At 36.5% G+C, this 14,578-nt stretch carries 13 protein-coding genes and 1 pseudogene; all 14 read right to left on the minus strand.

Translation table 11 applies throughout. The annotated features are described in order from the left end of the window. Positions 1 to 71: 71 nt before the first annotated feature. Complete coding sequence (gene ftsH / locus HMPREF3057_RS01580) at positions 72 to 2,030, minus strand: ATP-dependent zinc metalloprotease FtsH (RefSeq protein ID WP_042903093.1); 1,959 nt, start codon at positions 2,028 to 2,030, stop codon at positions 72 to 74. Positions 2,031 to 2,045: 15 nt separating this feature from the next. Continuing rightward, a complete protein-coding gene (gene hpt / locus HMPREF3057_RS01585) occupies positions 2,046 to 2,588 on the minus strand; it encodes a hypoxanthine phosphoribosyltransferase (protein ID WP_000889405.1) in 543 nt (180 codons plus the stop codon). A 4-nt stretch (positions 2,589 to 2,592) separates the two neighbouring features. Continuing rightward, a complete protein-coding gene (gene tilS, locus HMPREF3057_RS01590; RefSeq protein WP_070696086.1) occupies positions 2,593 to 3,870 on the minus strand; it encodes a tRNA lysidine(34) synthetase TilS in 1,278 nt (425 codons plus the stop codon). Further along, on the minus strand, positions 3,867 to 5,135 hold the full coding sequence (locus HMPREF3057_RS01595) for a serine hydrolase (protein WP_001224817.1): 1,269 nt from the start codon (positions 5,133 to 5,135) through the stop codon (positions 3,867 to 3,869). Before HMPREF3057_RS01595 ends, tilS begins: the two co-directional genes overlap by 4 nt. Beyond that, positions 5,128 to 5,250 (minus strand): SP_0009 family protein, encoded by a 123-nt coding sequence (locus HMPREF3057_RS10370; protein ID WP_000429344.1) that lies wholly within the window; start codon positions 5,248 to 5,250, stop codon positions 5,128 to 5,130. The genes HMPREF3057_RS01595 and HMPREF3057_RS10370 overlap by 8 nt, the downstream gene beginning before the upstream one ends. A gap of 4 nt (positions 5,251 to 5,254) precedes the next feature. Continuing rightward, positions 5,255 to 5,623, minus strand: a complete 369-nt coding sequence (locus HMPREF3057_RS01605) for a septum formation initiator family protein (RefSeq protein ID WP_000041922.1) — start codon at positions 5,621 to 5,623, stop codon at positions 5,255 to 5,257. Continuing rightward, positions 5,616 to 5,882, minus strand: a complete 267-nt coding sequence (locus tag HMPREF3057_RS01610) for an RNA-binding S4 domain-containing protein (protein ID WP_001234975.1) — start codon at positions 5,880 to 5,882, stop codon at positions 5,616 to 5,618. Before HMPREF3057_RS01610 ends, HMPREF3057_RS01605 begins: the two co-directional genes overlap by 8 nt. Before the next feature lie 57 nt (positions 5,883 to 5,939). Then, entirely contained in the window at positions 5,940 to 9,443 is a 3,504-nt protein-coding gene (gene mfd / locus HMPREF3057_RS01615; RefSeq protein WP_070696088.1) for a transcription-repair coupling factor, read from the minus strand. After that, positions 9,444 to 10,013, minus strand: a complete 570-nt coding sequence (gene pth / locus HMPREF3057_RS01620; protein WP_049479916.1) for an aminoacyl-tRNA hydrolase — start codon at positions 10,011 to 10,013, stop codon at positions 9,444 to 9,446. Positions 10,014 to 10,086: 73 nt separating this feature from the next. After that, positions 10,087 to 11,202, minus strand: a complete 1,116-nt coding sequence (gene ychF, locus HMPREF3057_RS01625; RefSeq protein WP_001218702.1) for a redox-regulated ATPase YchF — start codon at positions 11,200 to 11,202, stop codon at positions 10,087 to 10,089. A gap of 84 nt (positions 11,203 to 11,286) precedes the next feature. Further along, complete coding sequence (locus HMPREF3057_RS01630; RefSeq protein ID WP_000285184.1) at positions 11,287 to 11,481, minus strand: DUF951 domain-containing protein; 195 nt, start codon at positions 11,479 to 11,481, stop codon at positions 11,287 to 11,289. A 64-nt stretch (positions 11,482 to 11,545) separates the two neighbouring features. Beyond that, positions 11,546 to 12,682 carry a DNA polymerase III subunit beta gene (gene dnaN / locus HMPREF3057_RS01635; RefSeq protein ID WP_049478004.1) on the minus strand — a complete coding sequence of 379 codons (1,137 nt, stop codon included), beginning with the start codon at positions 12,680 to 12,682 and terminating at the stop codon, positions 11,546 to 11,548. 158 nt (positions 12,683 to 12,840) lie between these two features. Beyond that, positions 12,841 to 14,202 (minus strand): chromosomal replication initiator protein DnaA, encoded by a 1,362-nt coding sequence (gene dnaA, locus HMPREF3057_RS01640; RefSeq protein WP_000660625.1) that lies wholly within the window; start codon positions 14,200 to 14,202, stop codon positions 12,841 to 12,843. A 216-nt stretch (positions 14,203 to 14,418) separates the two neighbouring features. Next, positions 14,419 to 14,578: pseudogene (locus HMPREF3057_RS10145) on the minus strand (chromosome partitioning protein ParB); the annotation flags it as partial.

The following is a 14,578-nucleotide window of genomic DNA, read 5'->3' on the forward strand; positions in this document are numbered from 1 at the left end:
GTCAACTATCAAGGCATCCGCTCGGTAGCCATCACATTAGAACATAAAAGAGAGGTTGAACCTCTCTAAATTTATTTTTCTTCACTCATTTTTGATTTTACTTCATCATAAGATAGTGCATGGGATTCCTCTTCTACTGTCTCAGGCATTTTCCCTGTTTCGTAAAGAGATTTAATCTGTGTACTATCTAATGTTTCGTATTTCAACAATGCTTCTGCAATCAACTTATGAGTTTCACGATTTGATTGGATGATTTCAGCTGCTTTGTTTCGTGCCTCATTTAATAATGAACGAACTTCCTCGTCAATCTCATAGGCTGTTTGTTCTGAAATTGATTTTTGAGGACTTTGTGCACCAAACATAGCATGATTACCTTCGTATTGAACTGGGCCAAGTTTTTCACTCATACCGTATTCAGTGACCATTGCACGCGCCATCTGTGTAGCTTGTTCAAAGTCATTTGAAGCTCCTGTCGTTTGGACATTAAAGATAATCTCTTCAGCTACACGACCACCCATCAAACCTGCTAATTGTTCTTTCATGTCTTCCTTAGATAGAAGCATTTGATCCTCTTTCGGAAGCGCAATCATGTAACCACCTGCACGTCCACGTGGTACAATGGTAACTTTATGAACAACACGGGCATTTGACAAGACTAAACCAACAATAGTATGTCCAGCCTCATGATAAGCAACCAATTCCCGTTCTCTTTGTGATACTGTTTTATCCTTCTTAGATGGTCCAGCAATCACTCTGTCTTCTGCCTCATCAATATCTGAAGCATCAATGACTGACTTGTTGCGACGGGCTGCAACCAAGGCTGCCTCATTTAGAACATTTTCCAAGTCAGCTCCCACAAAACCTGGAGTTTGTTGGGCAACTAGTTTCAAATCCACATCGTCTGCCAGAGGTTTATTTTTAGCGTGAACTTTCAAGATTGCTTCACGACCTTTAACATCAGGGCGACCAACTAAGACTTTTCTATCAAAACGTCCTGGACGGAGAAGAGCTGGATCTAGAACATCTGAACGGTTCGTCGCAGCGATAACAATAATTCCTTCATTTCCCTCAAAACCATCCATCTCAATCAAGAGTTGGTTCAAGGTTTGTTCACGTTCATCATTACCTCCACCAAGACCGACACCACGTTGGCGACCAACGGCATCAATTTCATCGATAAAGATGATGGCTGGCGCTGCTTTTTTTGCATCCTCAAAAAGTGAACGAACTCGGCTAGCCCCAACTCCGACAAACATTTCTACAAAGTCCGATCCTGAGATGCTAAAGAATGGAACTCCTGCTTCTCCAGCAACCGCCTTAGCAAGTAAGGTCTTACCTGTTCCCGGAGGTCCCTCTAAAAGAACACCCGCAGGAATACGCGCACCAAGTTTGGTAAATCGTTTTGGATCTTTTAGGAATTCAACAACTTCAACTAATTCTTGTTTTTCTTCCTCGGCACCTGCAACATCTGAAAATCGTACCTTGATATCTTCTTTGTTAGCAGCTTTGGCCTTGCTACGTCCAAAACTCATTGGATTTCGGCCACTATTTCCTCCCATATTTCCCATCATAGAGAATAAGAAGAAGAAAAGAATAGCAAATGGCACAACAGAGACAAGGATATTGATCCACATACCGCTTGAACTCTCATGTTTGACTGTTACTTCTGCCTGATGTTCAGAAGCAAGTTTTTGCAATTCTGAAACTGTTGAATCAGACGGAAGAATAGTACTTGAGAATCTTTCTACTGTTGTAGCTGTAGGAGTGAAAAATTGAATTCCCGTTTCTTCTTTACTAGTCTTAGGATTTTTATAAACACCAGACACTTCAATGATGCTACCATTTGGCTGATAGGTTAATTCTTTTACATTGTCTGCAGTAATTTCTTTTACCAGTTCTGTATAGTTAATTTTTTCGCTTCGTCCAGCAGTATTTCCAGAGTAAAAATACTGGAATCCTGTCACTAGGAAGAAGATAATTAACAAGTATAGAAATGGATTTCTAACTAAACCATTATTTTGTTTTTTCATTAAAGATAAATCTTTCTAATTTGAATAAACTTCTTCTTTCAATACTCCGACATAAGGAAGGTTACGATAATTTTCTTTATAGTCCAAACCATAACCTACTACAAACTCATTTGGAATAGTAAAGCAAGTGTAATCCGCTTCAATTTCAACAACACGTCCCTCTGGTTTGTCTAACAAAGTCGCGATTTTAACAGAAGCTACTTCTCTTGCAATAAACATATCTCTCAAACTCTTCAAAGTTTGACCCGTATCAATGATATCCTCTACAAATAAAACATGTCTTCCTTTGATATCTTGAGTCACGTCTTGCTTGATATTGATGACACCACTACTTGCTGTTCCACCATGGTAACTAGATACCATCATGAAGTCCATCTCGATATGCGTATCAATATGTTTGACCAATTCAGCCATAAAAGGAATCGATCCTTTCAGAATTCCAATAAGAATTGGATTTTTCCCCTCATATTCTTTTGTTAGTTGCGCACCTAGCTTTTTAGCTGCTTCTGTAATTTCATCATGTGAAACGAGGATTTTTTTAATATCGTGTTCTAACATCTTTTTACCTATCTATTCTTTCTATATAAATCACAGTGTTCATTATATCATTTTTCGTGTTTTTACTCAAATCACTGGTCGCAATTCCTGAAATTGAGACAATTTCTCCAAATTGCTCAATAATAGGGGTTGTTTTTCGTTTTTCAATAGGGATTTTTAAATCTATAAATAAGCGTCTCAGTTTCTTTCGATGACCATTCAGGATAATAACATCGCCAGGTTTTCGACATCTAATATGTACAGATGTTTCCCGTGAAACCGTTACTTTTTGAACAAAATCCCCTTCAATAGGGATGCCAAAGGAAAATAAATAGCCCTTATATCGAACTTGATTTTGATAGTGTAACACAAGTTCATCTTCCTTTTCATCGGCCTGAGGACTGATTTTACAAACTCGAAAATTCTGATACTCTTTTATCAATTCGTAGCCATTTTTAAGAGAATGACGATACTGGCTTTTCGTTGTTAAAATCTGTCGAACTTCATCAAACTGAGCCTTCGTCAGATTTAAGTCTGGAAATTGATTAAGATAGTTTTGGAGCAAGATTCCTTGAGTTTGTTGAGAGTATGAAAATAGCTCATTCAAATCTTCCACATCAATTTGTTTCGAAAGCTCCGTTATTGTTGCTTGGTAATCTGAAATTTCCCTTCCTAAATCTAAAAGGGCGGATTTAAGACGAGGATTTTCTTTTTCAAGCTCTGGTAAATACCTATTTCGAATGCGATTGCGAAAATAGGTATTTTCCTGATTTGTTTGATCTTCAAAATGAACAATTGGTGGAAAATCCTTTTTATGAAAATGCAACAAGGGACGAATGATTTCAATTCCATCAACTACTTGTCTTTCTTTTATTCCTGTTAAATAACGGAGCCGACTTCCTCGAATCAAGCGCATCAAAATCGTTTCAACTTGATCATCTGCATGGTGGGCAGTAACCAAGGCAGTCGCTCCAATCTCTTTCATGATTTTCCTAAAAAAATCATAACGAAACTCTCGAGCACGCGCTTCTGAAAAGTCTCCTAAGAAGCTTGTGATATAAATAGGAAGTTCAGCTGCATCAGCTAACTTCCTTAGTTCATTTTCCTCCCAGTCAGATTCCCTTCTCTGCTTGTGATTGACATGTGCTAAAATCAACTCAATTTCTAACTCATTTTGATAAGTAGACAATAGCTGGAATAAAAACATTGAGTCCAGTCCGCCAGACAAAGCTAATACGACTTTAGAATGTTTTTTGAAATACTCTTTTCGGAGAAAATGATTTAAAAAATCCTGGTCCCTCATTTTAGAACCTCATAGACATCCTTAGCTATCTTAGCAATAGTATCATAATCAGAATTTTTGGTGAAAATGGAAAGAACGAAAGGAGAATCCGTATAAACAATGGCAGTGTCATGTTTAAACTCATCGGCATCTCCAATTTTATGAGCTACCTTAACCGAAACACCTTTTGCGATTCTTTGGTTGTCAAAATCAGTCTTACCTAGAGACTCTAGGACAAAACCATTCTGATTATAAATAGCTTCCATGACTTTTCCAGCCATTTTTGAAGAAGTCAGTTTATCATTCACATCCCAATCTTCGCCCATAATGGTGGACATTTTTTCTTTAAAAGCCCCGTCAGATTGATTGGTCACGTAATAACCTAAAATATTATGAGCAACATTATCAGACTCTTTTGTTACCTTGGTAATTAACTGTTGAAGACTGTATTCTTTGTTATCTTCTTTTTTAGGTAAGCTACCACTACCTTCTGGTTTATAGGACCCAGGGAAACTATTTACTTCTGGGATATACTTGAAGCTACTGTCTAGCGTATATTCCCCTTGATTTATCTTATCTTGAGCGTAATAAAGGTAGGCTAGTTTCAAGATGCTAGCTGCATAAAGTTTGCTGTCTTCATTCACCCCAGCCTCTTTAGCTGTACTCAGTTGTTTAACATAAATAGAATAATTTTCATTCTGATAGTTGTTTGATAAAACTTCTTGAACCTTCTGGATGCGATTGTCTTCTTCTGAGGTGAACTCTTTTGATACCCACCCAACTTGATTGATATGAAGAAATTCTTGTCCCTCAGCAAAGAGAGCTCTATCCACCGTTACGCGTTGATAGGGAGAGAGGGTTGAAGAAATTTCTTTCGCATCATAGGGACTGTTATAGATAACAAACCCCTGCTCCAACCATACTTGTCTATTTTGAGTTTGAACTTGACTTTGATCATAGACCAACCGCTTATCTGCAAGGATAAACTGGTGATTATCTAATTTAAAAACAGGAACACCTTGTCTATTCAAACGCCATTCTACTATTTTAAAGGTGGTTCCAGGAGTCAATTTACCAGACTCCTTGACAAGATCCTCATTAGCATAGACAGCTGTTTCTCCATATACCATTGGGGATTCCAGAGTTTCTTTATAGTAGAATCCATAATCAGACTCGGTTAGATAATAAATTTCTTGTGAAGAGTAAGGAAGCTGTTTTTCTGTGCTAACTACTCTTGAGGTTATGATAAAAGCAGGTAGCAATAAAACTACTAAGAACTTACGCATTCTTCTCTTCCCTTTCTTCTTGTAATCGTAATAAATGGTTTTTAGTTGCCAATTCCTCTAATTTTTCATCTGATAAACTTAGAAATTGCTCAACAACTTCCAATAAATTTTCCATGACATTACCTCGGAAGCAAATCAGGAATTGTGTAAATTGCTTCTCGTTTCTTTGAGTAATAGTACTTGGCGCGTGCATACTTTGCTACATAGTCTTCATCTTTCAACTTTGCAGCAAAGGCGGATTCCTTATCCTTTTCATCACTAAGAGTTTGGTACTGCTCTTTCAACTCTGTTAATTGCTGACGTCGTTGCAGTAACTGATCATAGCTTTGGGCCAAGTTATAAGTTGGTAAAATAAACAACAAGATCATCAAAATAAGGACCCAACCCATAAAACGATTTCGTTTTTGTCTCTCCTTCATCAGGTAACGACGACGTTGATGTTCATTTTGAATAAAAGAATTATTCATCTGTACAATATTTTTAGACATTTTCTTCTACCCGTGTTTCACTGAGAATTTCATACATGCCTGCTGCATCTTCTTTTTTTGTACTATCTTTCATTTCTAGTACTTTAACAAGCAACAACTTATTTCCAAAGCGAATTTCAACTTGGTCATCAACTTTCAAATCCGTTGAACTTTTGGCCAAAATTCCATTTACCTTGATTCTACCTTTATCTGCTACTTCTTTTGCGACTGTACGGCGCTTAATAATTCGTGATACTTTTAAATACTTGTCTAATCTCATTTTTATTACCTCAAATTATTATTGTACCATTTTTATCCTTTTTATAGAAGAAAAATGTTAAATGGGATTTGCTTCCTTTGATTCTTTTATCTCTAATAAACTTTCTCCAAAAATCAGCAAACCTTCTAAAATTTCATAATCCTTCTTGTTTCGGACATCAAATACAACTTCCATTAATCCCTTATTCTCAGCTATAGCTGCTTTTAAGTTCGTTGCAGATAAGGCTTTAAAATAATCTTGAGCCAAGAATAGTCGTTGAGTGACTTTTTCAAATTGAACTGTAATCTTGTTATCTTTTCTTTCCACACGTTCTACAAAGACCTTGTCCAAATATGACTTAACCAAACCAATCTCTAAAAGGTAGGCTACTACATCTGGGTATTCTCCAAATCGATCCATCAATTCTTCTTGTAGTTCTTCATAGTTGACACGATTGTCAATTTGACGAATTTTCTTGTAAATTTCAATCTTATGTCGTTGGTCAGAAATATAAGTATCAGGAAGATAAGCATCAATTTGTAAAATCAACTCAGCATTTCCTTTGGTTCTTTTATTCCCATTACCGTTCCGTTTAGCAATAGCTTCCTCTAATAACTGTGAATACAATTCAAAACCAACAGAATCAATGAAACCAGACTGCGATTTTCCTAGGAGATTTCCTGCTCCCCGAATCGAAAGATCTCGCATAGCAATCTTAAATCCTGAGCCTAATTCTGTAAATCCCTTAATCGCTTCTAATCTCTTCTCAGAAACTTCACTAATTGATTTTTCTGGACGATACATGAGATAAGCATAAGCAATACGATTACTACGACCGACTCTTCCTCTTAATTGATACAAGGTTGACAAGCCCATATGGTCTGCATTTTCAATAAATAAGGTATTGGCATTTGGAATGTCTACCCCTGTCTCAATAATAGTAGTCGTCACCAAAATATCATACTGACCTTCAATGAAATCAAGTAGAGTATTTTCCAACTGAATTTCACTCATTTGTCCATGAACATACCCAATCGAAGCCTCTGGAACCAACTCCTGTAATTCTGAAACCTTCTGGTCAATCGTGTCAACTTTATTGTAAAGATAGTAAAGTTGACCTCCACGCTCCATTTCACGCAAGACAGCATCACGAATGACACTATCATTCTTCTCTAATACATAGGTTTGAACAGGATAGCGATTGGTTGGAGGAGTTTCAATAACAGACAAATCTCGAATTCCCAGCATAGACATGTGGAGAGTACGAGGGATTGGCGTTGCTGTCAAGGTTAGAACATCTACTTGTTTTTTTAGTTCTTTCAAAGTTTCCTTATGCTTAACCCCGAATCGCTGCTCTTCATCAATAATCATCAAGCCCAAATCAGAAAACACCACATCTTTTGACAAAACACGATGCGTTCCAATCAAAATATCAACTTGACCATTCTTTAATTTTTCAAGTGTTTCTGCCTGCTCTTTTTTACTTCTAAAGCGACTCAACACATCAATATTAACAGCAAAATTTTGGAATCGTTCCTTAAAATTCGTATAGTGCTGTTGCGCTAAAACCGTCGTTGGAACTAGAACGACCACCTGTTTGTGATCATTGACTGCCTTAAAAGCAGCACGCATTGCTACTTCAGTCTTCCCAAAACCAACATCTCCAACCAAAAGTCGATCCATGGGGTGAGAATCCTGCATATCTCTCTTGATTTCCTCAATACTGCGAAGTTGATCATCTGTTTCAACATAAGGGAAAGCATCATCAAAAGCATGTTGCTCATCATCATCAGCTGAGAAAGCAAACCCCTTCAACTGACTACGCTCAGAATAAAGCTTGATTAAATCGTCAGCTATATCCTCTACTTGGTTCTTAACTTTTTGCTTGGCCTTTTTGAAATGACCATCATTTAATTTATTAAGTTTTGGCGCTTTCCCATCACTTGAAACATATTTAGACAGTAACTGAATCTGCTCTACTGGGATGGAGATTTGGTCACCATTTTGATACTGTACACTGACATAATCACGGTGAATCCCTTTGATTTCAATTGTTTCGATTCCTAAATATTGACCAATTCCATGGATATGGTGAACAACGTAGTCCCCTTTTTCAAGTTCATTATAATCTTTTAATCGCTCTGCATTTGAAGCATGTTGTCTTCTAAACCGACGTTTTAATTTCTTTTGAAAAATCTCATGTTCAGTAATCAAGAGAATTTTTTCATCTACAAAATGAAAACCATGTCTTAGATTACCCTCAATCAAGTTTACAGATTCTTTACAGATACTTGACTTATCTCTGGAATCTAATTTGATCTGATATTCCTCTAAAACATCCTCCAACGTCTTACTTCCCATTGAATTGCTAGACTGCAAAATAATAGTGTAGTCCATTTTTTTGTATCGCTCAATTTCTCCTTTTAAAAATGAAAATTGATTGAAAAACTCTTGCATGGGGTATTGATTAAATTGATAAATGTGATCAAACTTAAGATTTCCTAAGCCCTTTTGCAGATTGGAGAAAAAGGTAACTGGACTTTGTTTTTTATAGGTTTGCTCTGTATCTGCAAAATACTGCATCCCAGAAAATGATTTACCATTCTGTAAATCTTCTGTAAAGTATTGTGCTAATTCTCTTTCAAAGGATTCATACTGATTCATCAATTTTTGATAGTCATCAAAGAATACTGGTGTATCTTTTTCAATATAATCAAATACAGTCCATGTTTTATCGTAACATAAGGACAAAAACTTTCGACTATCTGAATGTACTTGTTTTTGATGAAAACTTGACAAAATCTCTTCCAAATATGATTTTAAAATTGGTGATAGAGTCTTTGAAATTTGCTTTTCTAAAGCTGACTGTCCTCGTTGATAATCTTTTTCTCTCAAAAGTATGTCGCTAGCTGGAAAGATAGTGAGGTTTGTCTGATTTTCTTTCGATAATTGTGTTTCGACTTCAAAAGTACGAATACCATCTACTTCATCGCCAAAAAACTCGATTCGGAAAGGTTCTAACTGAGACATCTCAAAAATATCTAAAATGTCTCCTCGAATACTAAACTCACCTTGTGTCTGTACTTGAGTAACTTTTCGATATCCAATTTCCTTTAACCGGTGAAGTAGCTCGTGTTGGTCATATTCTTCGCCAACTGCAATTTTTATAGTACTTTCTTTAAATCTAGTCGGAGAGGGTAAAATTAACCTACTCGCTGCGATATTACAAACTAAAATCCCTTTCTTAGACGGATCACTCAAAAAACGCAAGGCCTCAACCCGCGAAATGATTTTTTCTTGCGAAGACATCAAAAATTCTACCAGAGGAGAGTCATCAACCAAAAATGGATAGACAAGTTCCTCTCCTAAGAGAGAAAGAAGATCACTGATAATTCGTTCTGCTTCTCCATAAGTTGAAGTCAGTAACACAATCTTATTTTCCTTTTCTAGACTGCTTGCAATTGCAATAGCCTTGGTAGACGTTGATAAACCAAGTATTAGTTGTCTTTTCTTATCTATCAGATTTTGATGCCATTTTTTTATCTGGTCATTTTCTGAGAATAAATCTAATAAAGTCACCATTTAGCTGTTATACCTCTGCATTGTTTTCTCAAAGTTTTTTTCTTGTAAATAATAATTTACAGCATCGTCAACCTTGTCAATTGACTGTAAAATACCCACATAGTCATCCTGATCAAACTTACTTAAAACATGATGAACAACTGACATGCCTTTTTTAGGTCTTCCAATACCTATTTTAACACGGTTAAATACCTGAGTCCCTATATGTTGAATAATAGACTTGATACCATTATGACCACCTGCTGATCCCTTTGCTCTTAAACGAATTTTCCCGACTTCCATGTCAAGGTCGTCGTAAATAACGAGTAAATTTTCAATATCCAAACCATAGTAAGTCAATAAAGCATGAACCGCTTTTCCACTTTCATTCATAAATGTTGTTGGTTTGACGAGATAAATTTTTTCTCCATTGATGAAAAAAGATGCTAGGTCAGCTTGAAATATCTTGTCATGTGTAAAGGTGACATTTTGTTTTTTAGCTAGTTGGTCAATCAACATAAATCCAACGTTGTGCTTGGTTTCAAAATATTTATCCCCTGGATTTCCCAATCCTACAAGTAATTTGGTCATTTATTTTTCCTTTCGAAAGCCAAAAGGGTTGGAATTTTTTTCCAACCTAATTGACACTATTTATTAAATATTATTAAACGTTAAAGCGGAATTCCATGATATCGCCATCTTGAACGATATATTCTTTTCCTTCTTCACGCAAACGCCCAGCTTCTTTTACAGCCTTTTCAGATCCATATTTCACTAGATCCTCATATGACATTGTTACTGCACGAATAAACCCTTTTTCAAAGTCTGAGTGGATAATACCAGCTGCTTGAGGAGCTTTCATCCCTCGCTTAAAGGTCCAAGCACGGACTTCTTTTTCACCAGCTGTGAAGTAAGTTCCAAGCCCAAGCAAGTGATAAGCTGCACGAGTCAACTTGTCAACGCCTGATTCAGTCAAACCAAGTGCTTCAAGAAACTCTTGCTTATCCTCATCGTCTAACTCAGAAATTTCTTCCTCAGCACGCGCGGAAATAACTACTACTTCAGCATTCTCTGTCGCTGCGAATTCACGAATTTGCTTCACATATTCGATAGAATCTGGATCTGAAACTACATCCTCATCCACATTAGCAACATAAAGAACTGGTTTAGTGGTCAAAAGGAAGAGACCTTTGACAACTTTTTGTTCTTCATCTGTAAATTCGATGGTGCGAGCTGATTTTCCATCCTCAAGGACTGGTTTAATCTTTTGAAGAACATTAAATTCTGCTACTGATTCTTTATCTTTTTGCGTACGTGCCATCTTTTCTACACGCGCATAGCGTTTATTAACTGATTCTAAGTCAGCAAGAATCAATTCTAGGTTAATGGTATCAATATCTGCAAGTGGATCCACAAAGGCGTCTTCACGTCCTTGCTCGCGCATCACATTTTCATCATCAAAAGCACGAACTACGTGAACAATCGCGTCTACTTCACGGATATTGGCCAAGAATTTATTACCTAGACCTTCTCCTTTTGAAGCTCCTTTTACAATCCCTGCAATATCTGTAAACTCAAAGGTTGTTGGAACTGTCTTTTTAGGAGTAATCATTTCCGTTAGTTTTTGTAGGCGTTCATCTGGAACTTCCACCATCCCAACGTTTGGATCAATAGTCGCAAATGGGTAGTTTGCCGCCTCTGCTCCTGCTTTTGTAATTGCATTAAAAAGGGTTGATTTACCAACGTTTGGCAAACCAACGATACCTGCTGTTAAAGCCATAGTTTCTCATTCTCCGTTCTCATTTCAATCCCTAACATTATAACACAAAAAGGGAAAACTTGCTAACCCTCTAACTAAGGGTTCTTAGTCAATAATCTTATTCATTTTTCGTTCAAAATCATAGCGACTCATCATGACAAGGTGGTCACAATTGCTACACTTTATTTTAATATCTGCCCCTACACGTGTAATTTCCCAACGATTAGCCTTTTTGCCTGTTGACTTGATGGTACAAGCGTGTGGTTTTTTCATCTCAACAAAATTTCCAACTTGATACATACTACTCTCCTTTTCTTTTTTGATTATATCATAAAAGAGGCGAGCCAGGCTCAACCTCTTTCACTTAATTTGTTCGAACTGGTGTGATAAGCTGCATGAAATCTTCGTCAGTATCTGCTGGCACAAGAGTAAATGGACGAACTGATGAGATAAAGCTAATAGTCACCTTTTCACTATTTAAAGCCTTGAGGGAATCAATCAAGTAAGTTGGGTTAAAACTAATAGTTAAATCATCCCCGGTCACCTGCTCCGTATCGATTTCTTCGTTTACTTTACCAACCTCTGGAGAGTGAACATGGGCGCTAACAACTCCACCTTTAATTTCAAGCTTCACAGTACCATTTTGAGTCGCACTTGATAAGAGACGTGCACGCTCCATAGATTGACGCAAATTAACCACATCAAAAGTAATTGTAGTGTTAAAGTCTGTTGGAATCAAGCGATCTGTATCAGGATAATTACCTTCTAGGAGACGAGTGTAGAAGCTAATATTTTCGCTTCTAAAGAGGATTTGATTATTTGCAAAGAAAATCTCTACAGTTTCAATATCATCTGTAAATACCGCTGAAAATTCGCGTAGAGAGCGGCTAGGAATCACCACATCGAAATCATCACCATTTTTTTCAAGAGTCAATTTCTTCTGGCTAAGGCGATGAGAGTCTGTCGCAACTGTTTTTAGTTCCTTGTGTTGGCTCAAAACAAAATGGACACCAGTCAAAATTGGACGACTTTCTTGCGTACTTGCAGCAAATGCTGTTTCATTGATAATTTTCTTGAGTAGTTTGGTTTCAAGAACCAAAGGTGTGCTAGCTGAAATTTCTTGGATTCGTGGGTACTGTTCGCTATCTTTTCCTTTTAGAGTAATTTCTGATTTGCCACTTGTTAAGACAATTTGTTTTTGTTCAATCTCTTTAAAATCAAGCGTTACATCTGGAAGACTAGATACAACATTGATAAAGAAAGAAGCTTCTAGAAGAATCGAACCCAGAGAAGTGATCAAGAGACCAGCATCTTCATTCTTTTGAGAAATGAAATTTTCAATAGAAATTTGACCGTTTGAGCCAATTAAAGTAATTCCTTCATTGGTAACGTCAATTTTGATTGTTGATAAAATTGGAATAGCATTTTTAGAGCTTATTGCTCGTTTTGTGGTATTTAAGGCTTGTAGAAATAAATTTTTATTAATTGAAAAATGAATCATGGATTCTCCTTTATTTATTTTTAGTATTAGAAAGTTAATAGTAATAATAGAGTGTGTGAATTCTGTGGAAAACTGAGTGCTATTTAGTAAACTTAAGCTTCTAAGCTTGTTTAAAAAATGTGGATAAAAAAGATAAGAAAGGAAAAGTTATCCACAAGCTACTTAATTTTCTTTTTGATTGCTTCTATTTCTAAACGTAAATTATCGTCTTCGTCAATCAAGGATTTGATTTTAGCATGGGCATGAATAACGGTGGTGTGATCTTTTCCTCCGAATTCTTTTCCGATTTTTGGAAGACTGTTATCTGTCAGTTCTCTAGCTAGGTACATGGCAACTTGACGCGCTAAAACGATGTTTTGAACTCGTCTCGTTCCCTTCATTTCTTTGACACTCACTCCATAAAAATTACCAACTTCAGTTTGGATTTTCTCAATTGGAATAACAAGTATCTGGCGGGCGTCTTGCTTACGTGCTCTAATAGCTTCCGCAGCAATATCAATAGTAATATCCTTAATCTTCTTCACTCTGGCAATTAAAGTGATATCGTTGATTGCTCCTTCCAATTCTCGAACATTTGAATCAAATTGACCAGCCAAATATTCCAGAGTATCACTTTGGAAATGGTAATCCAAATGCTCTGTTTTACTTTGAAGAATGGCGATACGTGTCTCAAAGTCAGGAGGAGTGATATTTTGCGTCAATCCCCAGCTAAAGCGCGTGACAAGTCTTTCCTCAAGACCTTCTAGGTGTTTAGGACTTCGATCACTGGTTAGGACAATCTGTTTCTGCTTATCATGAAGAGCATTGAAGGTATTGAAAAATTCTTCCTGGGTCGCGACTTTTTTGCCACTGAGAGATTGGATATCATCGATCAACAAGAGGTCAAGACTACGGTAAGTCTTTTTGAACTTTTCCATTTCTCCAAGTCGCAAGTGTTCAAGAAAGTCATTGATAAAGCTTTCGGCAGGAATGTACTTGACACGCGCATCAGGAATATTTTTCAAAATCTCATTTCCAATCGCATTGAGTAAGTGAGTCTTTCCAAGACCAGGTCCTCCATAGATGAAAAGAGGATTATAGGTCAGAGCTAAATCTTCAGATACCGCTAGTGCAGCAGACACCGCCCAAACATTTCCATCACCTTGAATAAAGTTATCAAAGGTATATTTTTCTTTTAACCCTGTTTCGGAATAGGGAATCGTTGGTAGTGCAGGTGTGTAATCGTAAGTAGAGACACTATTCGTATCATTTACCTGAGGAGATTCTGTGCTCTGAGGTTTAGTGAAAATATAGTGAGGTTTGATTTCAGAATCATAAATTTCAAAACCAGCAGCAATGATAATATCTTTTAATTGCTTTTCCCACACCATTTCCATCTCTGATCTCGGTAGAAATATAGTAGCTGTATTTTCTTCTACTTTGATGAGTTCAGCAGGTGTAGCATAGAAATCATACATAGATCGTGTCAATCTTTCTTGAGCAAATTCTAAAATACGATTCCAAAATTGCTTTTCTTTCAACTAGTTTTCCTCCTTTACTATGATTTTAGTAGTTTAGTGCTAGACTTATTTTACCATAGATAGTAGGATTTTTCCACAGATTGGGGAAAAGAATCCACAATGTTAGTAGTATTTATCCACAGGTTGGGGATAAATAGGAAAATCCTTGATTTAATAGGGTTATTGATAAAAAAATTGGTGGATAAATTTGTGAGTTGAGAAAATAAAAGAACAGCCTTATTTCAGGCTGTTAATAATTCTATCGTATTCTTCTTGACTTGAAAAGGAGATAATAATCTTTCCAGTATCTTTTTTTGAAAGTTTAATTTCTACACTTAAACCGAGTAGTTTTTTTAATTTATCTTCTTCGTCTTTGATGAAAGAATCACTTTTTTTT

It is taken from the genome of Streptococcus sp. HMSC072D05 (assembly GCF_001815805.1).
GTDB lineage: Bacteria > Bacillota > Bacilli > Lactobacillales > Streptococcaceae > Streptococcus.